Consider the following 15,799-nt stretch of genomic DNA (forward strand, 5'->3'; position numbering starts at 1 on the left):
GTGCTGGAAAAGAGACGCGCCTGGTCGGTAGAGACCGGCCAGGCGCGCGCCAGGCGGCTCGTCACATGAGCGTGACGACGACCTTGCCCTTGGCGCGGCCTTGCTCGACCAGGCGCAAGGCGTCGGCCGTGGCGGCGAAGGGGAAGGTGCGGTCGATGACCGGCCTGATCACACCGGACTCGACCAATGCGGTGATTTCGCGCAATTGCGCGCCATCGGCCCGCATGAACACAAAGGCATAGTGCACGCCCTTTTTACGGGCCTTGCGGCGGATGCCGAAACTCAACAGACGCATGGCCTGCCGCAGCCCCCAGGACAACCCTTGTGCCTGGGCAAACGCCGGGGTGGGCGGCCCCGAGATGGAGATCAACTGGCCGCCGGGCTTGAGCACGCTGAGCGATTGTTCAAGCACCTTGCTGTCCAGGCTGTTGAGCACCACGTCATAACCACTGAGCACGTGGGCAAAATCCTGCTGGGTGTAGTCAATGACCACGTCCGCCCCCAGTGCCTTGACCCACTCGACATTGGCGGTGCTGGTGGTGGTCGCGACAAAGGCGCCCAGGTGCTTGGCCAACTGGATGGCCACCGTGCCGACGCCGCCTGAGCCGGCATGAATCAACACCTTCTGGCCTTTCTTCAGGCGCGCGGTTTCCACCAGCACCTGCCAGGCAGTCAGCGCCACCAAGGGCAAGGACGCCGCCTGCACCATGTCGAGGTTGTGCGGTTTCAGCGCCAGCGCCTGTTCATGCACCGCGATCCGTTCGGCGAACGTGCCGATGCGGTCTTGCGGTGGGCGTGCGTAGACCTCATCGCCCGGTTTGAAGCGCTGCACGGCCGGGCCCGTGCCCACCACCACCCCGGCCAGGTCGTTGCCCAGAGCCTGCGGCAATGCATACGGCAGGATCAACTTGAACTCGCCGGTGCGAATCTTCGCGTCCAGCAGGTTGACGCTGGCGGCATGCACCTGAACCAGCACATCGTGCGGTCCCACCGCAGGCTCGGGCACCTCATTGAAACTGCCGCTGTGCTTGCCATAGCGATCGATTGAAAAGGCTTTCATGGGGAGCGGTCCTGGTTGCCAAGGGGCGGGGTGGGTGGCGGGCAGGCCGGTTTCAGGCCCGATAACGTTCGGCCACCTCGGCCTGGCGGATGTCACCGAGCAAGGCCTGGCGGGCGCCCTGCAAGGCTTCCCAGCGAGCGGCGTCCTGCAAGGGCGGAATGGTCACCGTTTCCCGGCGATCGAAACCGACCAGCGCGGCATCGACCAGGTCGTCGACTTCCATGATCTCGGCAATGGTGTCGATGTCGATGCCGGCCCGCTCCCAGATGGCCGTGCGCGTGGCTGCCGGCAGCACCGCTTGCACATAGACGCCTTTGGGGGCCAGCTCCAGGCTCAGTCCCTGGGACAGGAACAGCACGAATGCCTTGGTCGCGCCGTACACCGACATGCCGAACTCGGGTGCCAGGCCCACCACCGAACCGATATTGATGATCGCACCTTCACCGGCCTGTACCAGGCGCGGCGCAACGGCGCTGGCCAGGCGCACCAGGGCCGTGGTGTTGAGCGCAACCAGCTGCGCGATGCTCTCGGTGCTCTGCTCGATGAACGTACCGGACTGGGCCGCACCGGCATTGTTGATCAGGATGCCGATGCGGGTGTCTTCACGCAGGCGCGTTTCGACGGCCGCCAGGTCGCCTGGCTGGGTGAGGTCGGCCTGCAGTACATCGACGTTCACCTTGTGCTCGTCGCGCAAGCGGGTGGCCAGGGCGTCCAGTTTGGCCTGGTCGCGGGCAACCAGCACCAGATCGTGACCGCGCTGGGCAAAGCGTGCGGCGTAGGTGGCGCCAATGCCGATGGAGGCGCCGGTAATCAGAACAGCAGGGCGAGCAGTCATGAGGTCGTTCTCTTGAGAAAAGATGGGTCAGTGTGGGAGGCGGGCGGCTTAGCCTTGACGGGCATCGGTGTGGGCCAGCGCCGGGTAGTCGATGTACCCCTCTGCGCCGCCGCCATACAGGGTGGCGGGGTTGAAATCTGCCAGCGGTGCGCCGGCTTGCAGGCGTGCTACCAGGTCCGGGTTGGCAATGAACGGCCGCCCGAATGCGACCAGGTCGGCCTGGTTATCGCGCAGGCGGGCGTTGGCCAGGTTCAGGTCATAACCGTTGTTGGCCAGGTAGGTGCCCTTGAAACGCTGGCGCAGCGCATCGAAATCGAAAGGCGCTACGTCGCGTGGGCCGCCGGTCGCGCCTTCGACCACATGCAGATAGACGATGCCCAGAATGTTTAGCTGGTCGACGAGGTAGTCGTATTGCGCTTGCGGCTCGTGGCTGGAAATACCGTTGGCCGGCGAGACGGGCGAGATACGCACGCCGGTACGCTCGGCGCCGATCTCGGCCACGACAGCGGCCGTCACTTCCAGCAATAGGCGGGCGCGGTTTGCAACCGAACCGCCATAGGCGTCGGTGCGCACATTGGCGCCGTCCTTGATGAACTGCTCCAGCAGGTAACCGTTGGCACCGTGGACCTCGACACCGTCGAACCCGGCGGCCATGGCGTTGGCGGCGGCCTGGCGGAAATCGTTGACGAGGCCAGGTAACTCATCAATGTCCAGCGCCCGAGGGGCCGAGGCATCCACGAAGGTGTTGTTGACGAACACCTTGGTCGCCGCCGGCAGGGCCGAGGGGGCAACGGGGGCCGCGCCTCCGGGCTGCAGGTCGACATGCGAAACCCGGCCCACGTGCCACAGCTGCAGGAAAATCCGCCCGCCCTGGGCATGCACCGCCTCGGTAACTGCGCGCCAGCCCTCGATCTGTGCCTGGGTGTAGATGCCCGGTGTGTCCTGATAGCCCTGGCCCTGCTGCGACACTTGCGTGGCCTCGGCAATCAACAGCCCGGCCGAGGCGCGCTGGCTGTAATAGGTGGCGGCGAACTCGCTGGGGACAAAGCCTGCGCCGGCCCGGTTGCGTGTCAGCGGGGCCAGGACCGCGCGGTTGGACAGCGTCAGGGCGCCAAGGGTGTAGGGGGTAAACAGATTCCGGTCGGTCATGAGAGGGTGTTTCCATGCCAGTGGATGAAAGACGGCTGCGCCAGGTGGAGGGGGTGTGAGCGCGTTGAATTAGGATGATGTTCAAAATCTAAACTGTCAATGGTTTTGATTATGAACAAAATCTAATTTGGGGGGCAGCCCGGTATCACACAGCACACAGGGGTGTAGGAGCGCGCTTGCCCGCGACCGGCTGCGTCAGCAGTCGTAAATTTGCAGCGTTTCACAAAATTTTCGGTCATTAGCTGCAGATTTTCAGCGTTTTGGAGATTTTGCGAGCGCTACGCACTCGGTCGCGGGCAAGCGCGCTCCTACCTGGCGTTGAACGTTATGGCCAGTAACGCCAGTGGATTATTTGTGTTTGATGAGAGGTGAGCAGGGCTGGGGAGGGCTGAGGAACCAGCCATCATTACACAGCACACAAGGGGGCGGTGTAGGAGCGCGCTTGCCCGCGACCGGCTGCGTCAGCAGTCGTAAATTTGCAGCGTTTCACAAATTTTTCGGTCATTAGCTGCAGATTTTCAGCGTTTTGGAGATTTTGCGAGCGCTACGCACTCGGTCGCGGTGGTCCGGCATCCCGGCAAGCGCGCTCCTACCTGGCGTTGAACGCTATGGCCAGTAACGTCAGTGGATTATTTGTGTTTGATGAGGGCGAGAAGGGTGTCCGCAGGCGGACTTAGCGTTTCTTGCTGGCGCGCTGTTGTCTGGCGCCTTTTGATGATTGTTCTTGCGGGGTTTTCAAGTGCGGTGTCGTGGGCGGCGTTACGCCTGTGCTCACCCCACCGGCCAGGCCATCGCTGCCAGTGCTATCCAGCGAGTCCCGGGCTTGCAGCCAATGTTCGAAATCCTGGCCATGAGGCTTGCCCTGCTTTTCCCAGATGTCATAAGCCGCTTTCCTGATGGTTTCTTCATCCATGCCAATGCTCCTGTTGGCTGTTTCGGTAAACGGCAGGGGAGGTGGACTCCCCTGCACCAGTCTGCTTAATGGCGCGCACCGCCATGACTGTTCGAGCCGCCCTTGCTGCCGGCCTCGGACGCTTTCTGCGGGTCATTGGCAAAGTTGCCGCCGCTGTTCTGGCCGCCCTTGCTGCCGGCTTCGGCAGCCCGTTGCGGGTCGTTCTTGAAGTTGCCGCCGCTGTTCTGGCCGCCCTTGCTGCCGGCTTCGGCGGCCTGTTGCGGGTCGTTCTTGAAGTTACCACCGCTGTTCTGGCCGCCCTGGCTGCCAATGTCCTGGTAGAACGCTTTATCGTGGCTGGCCGAGGTGGCTTCGCCGCCTTTCTTGCCGGCTTCGCTGACACTCATGCTGCCGTGTTTGTCATTGGTCATTTCCGTCGTCCTCATAACATTCACCTGCGCGCAGACAGGTACTGGAGCGAGTTGTGTTTCCGGTGGCCCGGAAGCGGAGTATCGATAAGGGCCGTTGCTGACATTCAGGTCATGGCTTTTGCAGCGGAGTTGGAACTGGCCAAGCCGCAACGGATGAATAAGGATCAACGTGCCCTACCGGTAATGCCGTCGTGAAGAAGAGGCAGCAGCGCCGCCTCTAAAAACCGGGCTCAATCACGATTGGCGACCGCCGCCGTGGCTGTTCTGACCGCCTTTACGGCCGGCTTCAGATGCTTTTTCACGGTCATTGGCAAAGTTGCCACCCGAGGCCTGGCCGCCTTTTCTTCCGGCTTCGGACGCCTTGGCGCGATCGTTGGCGAAGTTGCCAGGGTTTTTGTTAGTTGTCGTCATGATGGCTCTCCAATATCAATTGCTCAGTGGGTAAGTGTCCATTTACGTAACGGACATACACTCTGATACAGCGCCATCGAAAATTGTTTTCGGATTTTTAAAGTTCACCGATAAACGGTATTAGTTGTGAATAAAGTTGGACAGAAACTTTATATTTCTTGCCGCTTCGTCCAAGTTTTGGATGGCCTCGAATGAGGGTATTAAAGTTGAATTACAGGTGTTTTGAGGGTTGATAAAAAAGGCGAAGCTGTAGTATCAGGCCGGCAGTTACAGGCGCTTTGATATGTCCGATACCCCCTGTTGAGCAGCCCCGAACAAAAAAGGCGCCGACCGCAGATGCGGCCGGCGCCCGGCGTTGTACACGTCAGCCTATGAGGCTTTGGCAGGCTGCAATTTTTCCAGGGTGCCGATCAGGGTTTCCATGTCCACCGGCTTGCCCAGGTGGCAGGTAAAGCCGGACTGCACGGTCTTCTGCACGTCCTTGCCAGCGCCGTAGCCGGTCAGTGCCACGCTGGGGGTGTCGCTGAAATTGGGCAGGTGACGCATCGCCTGCATCAGCTCGTGGCCGTTCATGCCCGGCATGCCGATATCGGAAATGAACACGTCCACCTCGAGGGCCGGGGCCGCCTCCAGGGCTTTGACAGGATCGGAAAAGGTCTGGACTTCAGCTTCCTCCATCTCCAGCAGCAGCCTGAGGGTTTCGAGTACGTCGGGCGAGTCATCGACCAGCAGCACCTTGACGCCTTGCAAGCGCCCGGCAGGCTCTTCATCGGGTGTGTGCTCCGGCAGGCCGGTGTCATCTGCCAAGGCGGGCAGCATCACCGTGAAGGTGCAACCTTGGCCCAGTCCGTCAGAGTGCACGCGGGTGTGTCCACCGTGAGCTTCGACCAGCTGGCGCACCAGTGACAGGCCGATGCCCAGCCCTTCGCGCTGGTGCGAGGTGTGCTGGATCTCGGCCTGGCTGAACAGGTCGAAGACTTTCTCCAGATGCTCGGGCGCGATGCCAGCGCCGCTGTCGATGACTTCCAGCCGGATCCAGCCCTCTGACTGTGCCGCCGCAATGCGGATCGAACCGCATTGCGGGGTGAACTTCACCGCGTTGCTGACCAGGTTCCAGATGATCTGCTCAAGACGGGTCGGGTCGGCGTCGACAAACAGCGCCGGCTCGTGCGTTGCCGGCAATTCCAGGCTGATGCGGTGTTCCGGGTTGTGATTGATGATGACCGTATGGATCTCGGTCAGCACCTTGCCCAGGTCGATGGGGGTGCGCTTGAGCTTGAGCTTGCCGGTCCTGACCCGGGCAACATCGAGCAGATCATCGATGATGCGCGCCTGGCTGGCCACCGCTTCGCGAATGGTGCCCACGGCCTTGGTGGCCGAGGACGTGGTCTTGATGGCCGGCAGGCGTCGCAGCAGTTCGGCGTTGAGCTGGATCAGGTTCAGCGGGTGCTTGAGCTCGTGGGACATGACCGCAAAGAACTCGTCCTTGAGGTGACTGTTGTTCTCGGTCTCGGCCAGGCGTTGCAACTGTTCTTCCTGATGCTGCTTTTGCCCGGTCAGGTCCCGGGCCATCTTCACATAGCCCTTGAAGTTCTGGCCCCTGAGCACCGACACCTCGCCGCTGCAGAAGAACAAATTGCCGTCCTTGCGCACATGCCAGCGCTCATCTTCGGCGCGGCCCAGGCGCTGGGCCTTTTGCAACTCGCTTTCCGGCACGCCGGCGGCCCGGTCTTCGGCGGTAAAGAGAAAATCGAAGTAGCGGCCTTCGGCCTCCTGCTTGCTGTACCCGAACATCAGTTCGGCACCCCGGTTCCAACTGGTGACCACGCCCTCTTCGTCCTGCACGATGATGGCGTAGTCCAGCGCGCTCTCGGCGACCAGGCGCATGCGCTCTTCGCTCAGGCGCAGTTGCTCTTCGGCGGCCCGGCGCTTGGTGATGTCGATGAAGGTCAGCACGGTGCCGTCGATATGGTCTTCGTTGGAGCGATAGGGCAGCAACCGGGCAATGTACCAGCGGTCATGGGTGCTGCTGACTTCGCGCTCGATGGTGGTCAGCGACTCGAACACGTCGCGGGCGTCCTGGCCCAGGGTGTCGTAGTGCAGGCGATGAGTGATGTCCAGCAGCGAGCGGCCGGTGTCGACCGCCAGCATGCTGAAGATTTCCGTGGCCGCCGGGGTGAACCACTTGATGCGCAGGCTGCGGTCGACGAAGACCGTGGCGATATCGGTGGAGGCGATCAGGTTGGTCAGGTAGTCATTGATCTTGTCGGTCTCGTCGACCTTGGTCTTGAGCTCGTGGTTGACGGTCAGCAGCTCTTCGTTGATCGACTGCAGCTCTTCCTTGCTGGTTTCCAGCTCTTCGGTGGCCGAGCGCAGTTCTTCATTGATGGCCTGCATTTCCTCATTCGAGGCCTTGAGCTCCTCGGCAGAAACCTCCGAATGCTCGATGGTTTCCTGCAGTTGCAGCTTGGTGCGTTGCAGCTCGCCCTCCAGGTTGGCCATCACGTGGTTTTCGGCTGAGTCGAACGTGAAGAAGGCGCCCGGGTATTCTTGCGCGGTGCTCTCGATGAAGGTCACCAGGAAATAGGTGCCTCCCGATTCCTCGTCGTGATACGGCTTGATCTCCATGCGCACTTGCACAGGCGCCTGGTCCTTGCTCATCTCGACTGGCCTTGAGTGCACTTCCTGGCCGTTCTGGTTGGCCTGGAACAAGGCCGTACGCGCTTCCAGGCGCAGCTCGGGCGCGATCAGCGTGACCAAACTGTGAGACATCTCGCCACTGACATAGCGCAAAAAGCGCACGGCTTCTTCGCTGGTGTGCAGGATGTCGCCCTGGCCGTCGACGATGATGCTGGGCGGCGCCGCATGGCCGATGGCGCGCAGGTGAATATCCGAGAATGCCTTGCGCTTGACCCTGATGGGCGAGGCCATGCGCGTTGGTGAGTCCTGGCGCACGATGTTGTTGCGGGCCAGGGTCGGCGGCTTGCGCGGAATCGAGGCGCCGGACAGGGCCCGGTAGATACGGTTTTTCTTGTCGACCGGGGCAAACAGGTCGCTGCACAGGTCGGCCGATTCAGAACTACCCAGAAACAGATAGCCGCCCGGGCGCAGGGCAAAATGAAAGGTCTGCAGGATTTCGCGCTGCACTTCCCGGTCGAGGTAGATCATCAGGTTGCGGCACACCACCAGATCGATTTGCGAGAACGGCGGGTCGCTCAGCAGGCTGTGCTGGGCGAACAGCACGCGCTCGCGGATTTCCTTGCGGATCCGGTAGTGATTGCTCTCCTTGATGAAATACTGGCGCAGGCGCGAGGGCGGCACATCGGTGATGATCGCTTCCAGGTAATTGCCGGCCCGGCCCACCGCAATGGCGCGGGCGTCGATGTCGGTGGCGAACACTTGCAGGCGGGCGCCGCTGTCTTCGACCTGTAATTGATCACTGAACAGCATCGCCAGGGAATACGCCTCTTCGCCCGTGGAGCACCCGGCCGACCAGATGCGGATTTCCTCGTGCTGTTGCGTCGAGGCGGTCGGGATCCTGACCAGCTCGGGAAGGACGTCACGCTCCAGAGCCTCGAAGGCTTCGCGGTCACGAAAGAAATTGGTCACCCCGATCAGCATGTCGCCCAGCAGCGCCTTGGTTTCTTCCGGATGGCCCTTGAGGTACTGGTAATACGCGCCCAGGCTCGATTGCGCGGTGACCTGCATGCGCCGCTCGATACGCCGCAGCACGGTGGCGCGCTTGTAGTGCTTGAAGTCGTGGCCGGTGCCGGTGCGCAGTTGCACCAGAATGTCGAACAGGGCCTGCTCGGCCTGGGCCGCCTCATGCTCGCCAGCCGGCGCCAGGGCCTGGATCTCGGGGTCATCATTGACGGGCAGGATGATTTTCTGTGAATTGCTCCAGAGCTCCAGCAGCCTCTGCGGCATTTCCACCACCGGCATGACCAGGTCGACCTGCCCGGTCTCGATGGCGGCCCGTGGCATGCTGTCGTATTCGGCGTCGTTGGGCGATTGGGCGATGGTCACGCCGCCCTGTTCCTTGATGCGTGAAAGTCCTACTGCGCCATCGGACCCGGTGCCGGACAGGATCAGGCAGAAGGCCCGCTCCTTGTGCACGTCGGCCAGGTCACGGAAGAAATGATCAATGGCCACATGACCGCCCCGACGCGGCTCCGGGGTCGAGACGCGCAGGTAGCCGTCATTCATCAGCAAGTGATGCGCCGGCGAGATCACATAAACCTTGTTGCGCTCTATCGGCACCGGCTGGGTGACCTGCAACACCGGCATCCGCGTGGATTCCTGGATGATCCGGTCGGCAATGCTCTGATGGTCCGGCGACAGGTGCAGGATGATGACGAATGCCATGCCGTTGTCCTGGGGCATGTGCTCGAAGAAGCTCTTGATCGCATGAAAGCCGCCCGCCGAGGCGCCGATGCCTACAATCGGAAATGTCAGGTCGCTGGGCTGCAGTTCCCTGCGCTGGGGAACATTCGGAGAGCGCTGCGTAGGGTGCGACATCTATCTGCGTCCTTACAATAAGATCAAAAGAAGGGGGCAGCACGTGCCGTTCGAACGTGCCCCCTGTCCCTGCATTCGAATTGACGCTCAACGGCGTGAGGCGGCGATAAGGCAAACGGGTCGAAGAGCATAAACCGGAATCAGGGCCTTATAAAACCTGCGCGCCGATACACGTGAGAGTCGCCGCTAACTTGGCAGAGTGCCATCTATCGGCATGGCCAATGCGCAAGTGCAACTTTGAACATAGAGAACAATTCCCTTTGTCCGTGAGATTTCTGACAAGTGGCCGCTTCGTTTGAAGTGTATTGCTCATAAAGTCTTTGTTGTTTGAACGCCGCAGACACTGTTGTAGGAGCGCGCTTGCCCGCGACCGAGTGCGCAGCGCTCGCAAAATTTGTGCAACGCCACAAATGCTGGACTGTGGACGCGTTCAAGATCTATGAAACGCCACAAATTTACGACTGCTAACCCGTCAGGGATCTATGAAACGCCACAAATTTACGACTGCTAACGCAGCCGGTCGCGGGCAAGCGCGCTCCTACCTGGCGGTGAATGCCAAAGCCGGTCAATCAGCAGGGTAGGGTGGGGTGTTGCAGGTACTCGATGACGGCGGCGATGGCGGGCAGTGGCGGGGCTTGTCTGGTGGCCTGCGTGGCCGGGCACCAGGGGTAGCTCAGCCCTTGCAACCAGTCCATCACAGGCACCAGCTCAGTGGCCGGGATGACCTGCATCGTTTCGATCTGGATCGTCAGGTGAGTCACATGCCCTGACTGTGGATCAAACTGCCAGTGGTATTCACCGCACCCCACGCGCACTTCACCCGTTTGCTTGTCCGACATGCCCACGAACCATTTGCAGGTATGGGCCGGCGCGTCTGCCACAGGCGGCTCACCGACGCAGAAGGTGTAGATGTTTTCGTACGTCTGGTTGAAGCGGCGCACCAGTGTCTCGGCAATGGCCGCTCGGTCTTCAAGGTGAGCGGGGAATGAAATGGCGTCCGTACGGACAACCATTTCCACGCGGGCCTCAGGCGTGAACGCCTGGCGCAAGAGGTCGGGGCGGTTTCCATCCTTGCCCAGGATGTAGTTTTCGATAGCGTGGCGAGGGGTTGGCATGCAGTTCACAGTCCTGTGTGGCCGTTCGGTGGTGGGGTGCAGCGTTGAGGCGCACAGGCGCTTTCAGGCTGAGCGTCAGAAAGCGCATGCAAGGCCTCTAAAGGAGCCCTAGACGTGATAGGTGCTGTCAGGCACATCAGTGATAAACATATAGCCGGGTGCATGGGTGATGGCGAACGGCACCCCGGAGGCGGCGACCGCGGCTTGCGGCGTCACGCCACAGGCCCAGAACACCGGCACTTCACCGGGTTCGATGCGCACCGCGTCGCCGTAGTCGGGGCGGCTCAGGTCCTGGATGCCCAGCAACGCGGGTTCACCGATGTGCACGGGCGCGCCATGCACCGACGGGTAGCGTCCGGAAATACCACTGGCCTCGGCCACACGATGAGCCGGGATCGGGCGCATCGACACCACCATTTCGCCTTGCAGGCGACCGGCCGGCCGGCAGGCACGGCTGGTGCGGTACATCGGCACGTTGCTGCCATCAGCAATATGCCGCACTTCGATGCCGGCTTCCTGCAGCGCCGTCTCGAAGGTGAAACTGCAGCCAATCAGAAAAGCCACCATGTCGTCGTGTTCGGCCCAGGCCCCGGTGGCGTCGGTGACTTCTTCCACCAGTTTGCCATCACGCCAGACGCGGTACAGGGGAATGTCGGTGCGCAGGTCGGCGCCCTCGGCCAGCACCGTATGCGGACTGCCGGCATCGGTGACGTCGAGGATCGGGCAGGCCTTGGGGTTGCGTTGGGCGTAAAGCAGAAAATCATAGGCCCAGTCGCGCGGCAGGGCGATCAGGTTGGCCTGGGTCATGCCTGGCGCGATGCCGGCGGTGGGCGTGACCAGACCGTCGCGGTAGGCCGTGCGCGCCTCCTGTGCCGCAGCAATGGCCGCTTGACGGGCGCGTTCGAAAGCATTCATGAGGGATCTCCGGTAGCGGTTGCAAGGGCATGGCGCCTGGGGTGCCAGGCGCGGTTTACAGGCCATCTCGAACGCGGCAGGGTTGTGGCCGTGAGCGTCGCTTGAGACAGCTAGAATTGGCAGTCAGACCACGTTGAGAAAGGCGAAGATCGGACCGACCGATTTGGCCGCCATGTACCAGGTCAGGGCACAGGTAATGGCGCCCAGCACCAGCAGCCAGCGTGGGTAGTGGTAGTTATTCATGAGGTCGGCCCGGCGCCAGCCCACATAGACAAAGATGCTCAGGCCGAGCGGCAGGATCAGGCCATTGAAGCCGCCGGCAAACACCAGCAGCGCTGCCGGGGCGGTGCCGAGCGAGAGGTAGATCAGCAGCGACAGGGTGATGAACACCACGGTGGCCCGGTTGCGACTGCGCTCGTCCAGGGACGGGCGGAACACGGTGATGAACGACATTGAGGTGTACGCCGCGCCGATCACGCTGGTGATGGCCGCCGCCCACAGGATCAGGCCGAAGGCGCGCAAGCCGAATTGTCCTGCCGCCGCCTGGAACGCCTGGGCGGCCGGGTTGGCGCCCTTGCCCGACAGGTCAATGACCACGCCGCTGGCCACCACGCCCAGAATCGCCAGGAACAAGACGTAGCGCATGATGCCGGTGACCAGAATGCCGCTCAGTGCTGCACGCGTGACCTCTTTCACATGCTCTTCGCCGACCAGGCCGCGATCCAGCAGGCGGTGGGCGCCGGCATAGGTGATGTAGCCGCCGACCGTGCCGCCAACGATGGTGGTGATGGTGGCGAAGTTGATCTGGTCAGGCCATACCGTCTGGCGCAACGCCTCGCCGAGCGGCGGATTGGAAGCGTAGGCGACGAACACGGTAAGCCCGATCATCAGCAGGCCCAGCACCACGATCATGCGATCGACGGCCAGCCCGGCCCGGTGCGAAAGGAAGATGCCGATGCCGGCCAGGGCGCTCAAGGCCCCGCCCCATTTCGGATCGAGCCCCAACAAGGCGTTGAGCCCCATGCCGGCCCCGGCAATGTTACCGACGTTGAAGACCAGGCCACCGAAGATCACCAGCACCGCCAGCAGGTAGCCGCTGCCGGGAATGGCCGCGTTGGCCAGATCGGAAGCGCGCATGCGGGTCAGGCTGACGATGCGCCAGACATTCAGTTGCACCACGAAGTCGATCAGGATCGACGCCAGGATGCCGAATGCGAACGCGGCGCCCATGGTGGTGGTGAACGTGGCGGTCTGGGTGATGAAGCCCGGGCCGATGGCCGAGGTGGCCATCAGAAAGATGGCCCCGATTAAGGAGGAGCGGCGTGACTGGACGAACTCACTGGTGGTCTGGACTTGCATGGAACACTCCTCGCGTCTGGATAGGGTCTGCAGGGTGTAACGCAATCACTGTGCCATATAGGGCTAAATGCGCTCGGTTGTTGATTCCAGATGGTTTTATTGTTCAACAATGATGATTGATGTATGGGTTAATGTGCACCAGATTGTTACTCAGATACCCTGTGATGCTACTTATTGAAGCACCCTGCGCTTCTTTCTTGTCCCCCGGACCAGGCTCTGGTGGAATATCGCCGCCTCTTCGCCCTCGGGAACCTTCATGAACGACCACGCGCCGCCCCCTCCCCGCACCCTGGGCGAGACCATCACCCAGGAGATTCGCCGAATGCTGGTCGAAGGCGAACTCGCGCCTGGCCAGCGCTTGTCGGAGGCCGCCCTGGCCGAAAGCCTGGAGATCTCGCGCAATACCTTGCGCGAGGCGTTCCGGGTGCTGACGCGCGAAGGCCTGCTCAAGCATGAACCCAACCGCGGCGTGACCGTCATCGAGCCCGACATGGCGTCGATCATCGACATCTACAGGGTCCGCCGTTTCATCGAATGCAAGGCGATAGGCCAGGGGTATCCCCAGCACCCCGGCGCGCTGCACATGCGCCAGGCCGTCGAGCTGGGCCAGCGTGCCCGTGAAGCCAAGGACTGGGTAGCGGTCGGCACGGCCAACATGATCTTCCACAAGTCCATTGTCGAACTCGCGGACAGTCCACGGCTGGTGATGTTTTACCAGCAGATCTCGGCCGAGCTGCGCCTGGCCTTTGGCTTGCTTGATGATCCGCAATTCATCCACCTGCCGTTTCTCGACATGAACGCTGCGATTCTCGCGTGCGTCGAAGAGGGCCGGGCAGAGGACGCGGCTGCCATGCTTGAGGCATATCTGGTGCAGTCGGAGCGCACGGTGCTGGCCGCCTATGCGCGCAGTACCAGTCGTCAGGCGTAAGGCCTGCTTCGTCAGGCTTTCTTCAGCGCGGCAAGCAGCAGGGCCAGCACCGCCAGGCCCGCTGCGGCCAGGAAGGTTACACGGAACGCGTGGCCGATGACCGGTGCCGGACTCTCGGCCAGGCCAGGCTGGCCCAGCACAAAGGCAAACAGCAGGGGCGGCAGCGAGGCGCCTGCAATGAGCCCGAGATTGCGCGACAACCCCAGCAGCCCGGCCAACAGGCCCCGGTGCTCAGGGTCGGCCTGGACCATCACCACGGTGTTGTTGGCAGCCAGGAACAGTTGAAAGCCCGGGGTCATCAACAACAAGGCCATCACGTAGCCCCGGACACCGGCCAGGGGCGCCAGCGTGGCAAAGGCGGCCAGGCCCACGAGGGTGAGCAGCAGGCCGGCCATCAATGCCCGGTCTGCGCCAAAGCGATCCACGGCCCGCCCCGCCGGCACGCCTGACAGCGCTGCGGCGATCGGCCCTGCGGCCATCACCAGGCCGGTTTCAGCATCGCTCAGGCCAAGCCCGAACGACAGGAAAAACGGGCCGACCACCAGCGTGGCCATCATGAGCATTCCCACCAGCAGGTTCATCGACAGTGAAAGGGCGATCACGCGGCCACGCACCAGGGCCACGGGAACAAGCGGGTTGGCGACGGTCAGCTCGGTGCGGATGAATATCAGCAGCGCCACGGCGGCCAGCGTCATCAGCATCCAGGGCTGGACCCTCACACCCAGCTGCCCACCGGCCGCAGACAGCCCAAGGCCGGCCAGCGCCGTCGACAGCCAGAAGCTGCCCGCCCAATCGATACGGCTGGCAGAAGGGCCGGTGCTTTCGGCCTTGAACAGGCCGCTCAGGAGCAGTGCCAGCAGGCCGGCGCCACACAAGGTCAACAACGTGAACACAGAACGCCAGCCATACACACCGACCAGCGCGCCGCCCAGCGCCGGCCCCAATGCCGTTCCTACGGCGGACAGGGTGCCAAGCAACCCCATCGCCGCACCCAACCGCTCTTTGGCCACCAACGCCTTGGCCATGGGCAGCGGCAACGACATCAGAATCGCCGCCCCCAGGCCCTGCACCACACGGCCCGTGATCAGCCAGCCCAGGCCGGGGGCCAATGCGCAACCGGCAGAGGCCAGGGTAAACAGCGCAACGCCAACGACGAGCACACGGTGATTGCCATAGACATCACCCAGGCGCGCGACCACCACGATGGCCGCCGTGACCGTCAGCAGGTAGGACAGCACCACCCACTGCAGCGCCTGCACGTCTGTCGAAAAGGCCCTGGCCAGGCTGGGCAGCGCCACCGTGGCGATACTGATGCCCAGCGCCGCCAGCATGATCGAGCCGGCCAGTGCAGCGATCAGCAGGGTGTTCTGCAAGCGAGATGAGGGGGTTTGCATGGGCGACTCCTGGCCGTTTCAAAGGGCGATGAGTCACTGTGCGGGTTCAAGTGGACTTGAGGTCAAGCCGCCGATAATCATGGCCTTGGCACCGCCGCAAGGCGGTACGCTGTCGCGCAGCAAAAAGGATTGAAGGAGCGCGCGCTTGCCGGAATGCCGGACCATCGCGACCGAGTGCGTAGTGCTCGCAAGATCTGCGAAACGTCATACATTTACGACTGCTGGCGCAGCCGGTCGCCGGCAGAGCGGGCTCCTACGAGATCTGCGCACGTATCTGTGCCGCCGTCTTGCCTCGGGTTTCCACTTTCGTCCCTAACGCCTGAACCCGGACAATTTCCGCCTCGGTCAGCCCAAGACGACGAAGCCCATCAACCCACCGTTGCAAACGCACCGGTGCGGTGTCCCTGGCGTTAGGCCCCCCGTATGCAGGCAGGTGCGACACCTGTCCTCGGGAAACGGCTTGCTGGCCCAAGTGCCTGGCCGGCGATATTCGAACAGCCCGCAATCGCAGCGGCACACCCAGACCGTGCCTTTGCCCGAACGGCTTGGACGGCACCAGGCAATCGCGGTCATGCGGCCACGCCGTTTGCCGGTGTGATCGGCGGCGTTTTCGGGGCGAGGGGAGAGGTTGGGCAAGCGGTCGAAGATGAGTGCGGTTGTGGCGTCGCTCATGGTTGCCATCCCTGGCTGGTTGATGAGGTCGGGGGCGTGGGCTTTCTTTGGGCAAGCCGATCCCGTTGACGGCTGAGCGTCGTTTTGAGTGTTCATGGTGTGATCTGCTGGTTTGTGGGT

Annotated in this window: 12 protein-coding genes; 1 reads left to right on the forward strand and 11 read right to left on the reverse strand. The window is 62.5% G+C overall.

Annotation, left to right across the window (positions count from 1 at the left end):
* Window positions 1-61: 61 nt before the first annotated feature.
* The 10 genes from DGA31_RS18440 to DGA31_RS18485 form a co-directional block, all read right to left on the reverse strand.
* Window positions 62-1,060, reverse strand: coding sequence for an NADP-dependent oxidoreductase (locus tag DGA31_RS18440; RefSeq protein WP_109513532.1), 999 nt, complete (start codon window positions 1,058-1,060; stop codon window positions 62-64).
* Window positions 1,061-1,112: 52 nt separating this feature from the next.
* Window positions 1,113-1,895 carry an SDR family NAD(P)-dependent oxidoreductase gene (locus DGA31_RS18445; protein ID WP_109513533.1) on the reverse strand — a complete coding sequence of 261 codons (783 nt, stop codon included), beginning with the start codon at window positions 1,893-1,895 and terminating at the stop codon, window positions 1,113-1,115.
* A gap of 48 nt (window positions 1,896-1,943) precedes the next feature.
* Window positions 1,944-3,044 (reverse strand): alkene reductase, encoded by a 1,101-nt coding sequence (locus tag DGA31_RS18450; RefSeq protein WP_109513534.1) that lies wholly within the window; start codon window positions 3,042-3,044, stop codon window positions 1,944-1,946.
* A gap of 673 nt (window positions 3,045-3,717) precedes the next feature.
* The gene (locus DGA31_RS18455) at window positions 3,718-3,957 is read right to left on the reverse strand and encodes a DUF2934 domain-containing protein (RefSeq protein WP_109513535.1); all 240 of its coding nucleotides are present in this window, start codon (window positions 3,955-3,957) and stop codon (window positions 3,718-3,720) included.
* A gap of 65 nt (window positions 3,958-4,022) precedes the next feature.
* Window positions 4,023-4,367 (reverse strand): con-10 family general stress protein, encoded by a 345-nt coding sequence (locus DGA31_RS18460; protein ID WP_109513536.1) that lies wholly within the window; start codon window positions 4,365-4,367, stop codon window positions 4,023-4,025.
* A gap of 234 nt (window positions 4,368-4,601) precedes the next feature.
* Window positions 4,602-4,778 carry a con-10 family general stress protein gene (locus DGA31_RS18465; protein ID WP_109513537.1) on the reverse strand — a complete coding sequence of 59 codons (177 nt, stop codon included), beginning with the start codon at window positions 4,776-4,778 and terminating at the stop codon, window positions 4,602-4,604.
* A gap of 369 nt (window positions 4,779-5,147) precedes the next feature.
* Entirely contained in the window at window positions 5,148-9,296 is a 4,149-nt protein-coding gene (locus DGA31_RS18470) for a CheR family methyltransferase (RefSeq protein ID WP_109513538.1), read from the reverse strand.
* 569 nt (window positions 9,297-9,865) lie between these two features.
* The gene (locus tag DGA31_RS18475; protein ID WP_109513539.1) at window positions 9,866-10,411 is read right to left on the reverse strand and encodes a hypothetical protein; all 546 of its coding nucleotides are present in this window, start codon (window positions 10,409-10,411) and stop codon (window positions 9,866-9,868) included.
* 108 nt (window positions 10,412-10,519) lie between these two features.
* A complete protein-coding gene (locus tag DGA31_RS18480) occupies window positions 10,520-11,326 on the reverse strand; it encodes a putative hydro-lyase (RefSeq protein ID WP_109513540.1) in 807 nt (268 codons plus the stop codon).
* Window positions 11,327-11,449: 123 nt separating this feature from the next.
* On the reverse strand, window positions 11,450-12,685 hold the full coding sequence (locus DGA31_RS18485) for an NRAMP family divalent metal transporter (protein ID WP_109513541.1): 1,236 nt from the start codon (window positions 12,683-12,685) through the stop codon (window positions 11,450-11,452).
* A gap of 322 nt (window positions 12,686-13,007) precedes the next feature.
* On the opposite strand from DGA31_RS18485, the gene DGA31_RS18490 reads away from it, so the two are divergent.
* Window positions 13,008-13,613, forward strand: coding sequence for a GntR family transcriptional regulator (locus tag DGA31_RS18490; RefSeq protein WP_056841443.1), 606 nt, complete (start codon window positions 13,008-13,010; stop codon window positions 13,611-13,613).
* An 11-nt stretch (window positions 13,614-13,624) separates the two neighbouring features.
* Here the strand turns inward: DGA31_RS18490 and DGA31_RS18495 are convergent, their stop codons facing one another.
* Window positions 13,625-15,007, reverse strand: coding sequence for an MFS transporter (locus DGA31_RS18495; protein WP_109513542.1), 1,383 nt, complete (start codon window positions 15,005-15,007; stop codon window positions 13,625-13,627).
* Window positions 15,008-15,799 lie beyond the last annotated feature (792 nt).

Source organism: Pseudomonas ovata (genome assembly GCF_003131185.1).
Classification (GTDB): Bacteria; Pseudomonadota; Gammaproteobacteria; order Pseudomonadales; family Pseudomonadaceae; genus Aquipseudomonas; species Aquipseudomonas ovata.

Bases quoted from the DNA above. Each gene is read 5' to 3' on its own strand.
- DGA31_RS18440 (WP_109513532.1), bottom strand. From the start codon at position 1,060: ATGAAAGCCTTTTCAATCGATCGCTATGGCAAGCACAGCGGCAGTTTC.
- DGA31_RS18445 (WP_109513533.1), bottom strand. From the start codon at position 1,895: ATGACTGCTCGCCCTGCTGTTCTGATTACCGGCGCCTCCATCGGCATT.
- DGA31_RS18450 (WP_109513534.1), bottom strand. From the start codon at position 3,044: ATGACCGACCGGAATCTGTTTACCCCCTACACCCTTGGCGCCCTGACG.
- DGA31_RS18455 (WP_109513535.1), bottom strand. From the start codon at position 3,957: ATGGATGAAGAAACCATCAGGAAAGCGGCTTATGACATCTGGGAAAAG.
- DGA31_RS18460 (WP_109513536.1), bottom strand. From the start codon at position 4,367: ATGACCAATGACAAACACGGCAGCATGAGTGTCAGCGAAGCCGGCAAG.
- DGA31_RS18465 (WP_109513537.1), bottom strand. From the start codon at position 4,778: ATGACGACAACTAACAAAAACCCTGGCAACTTCGCCAACGATCGCGCC.
- DGA31_RS18470 (WP_109513538.1), bottom strand. From the start codon at position 9,296: ATGTCGCACCCTACGCAGCGCTCTCCGAATGTTCCCCAGCGCAGGGAA.
- DGA31_RS18475 (WP_109513539.1), bottom strand. From the start codon at position 10,411: ATGCCAACCCCTCGCCACGCTATCGAAAACTACATCCTGGGCAAGGAT.
- DGA31_RS18480 (WP_109513540.1), bottom strand. From the start codon at position 11,326: ATGAATGCTTTCGAACGCGCCCGTCAAGCGGCCATTGCTGCGGCACAG.
- DGA31_RS18485 (WP_109513541.1), bottom strand. From the start codon at position 12,685: ATGCAAGTCCAGACCACCAGTGAGTTCGTCCAGTCACGCCGCTCCTCC.
- DGA31_RS18490 (WP_056841443.1), top strand. From the start codon at position 13,008: ATGCTGGTCGAAGGCGAACTCGCGCCTGGCCAGCGCTTGTCGGAGGCC.
- DGA31_RS18495 (WP_109513542.1), bottom strand. From the start codon at position 15,007: ATGCAAACCCCCTCATCTCGCTTGCAGAACACCCTGCTGATCGCTGCA.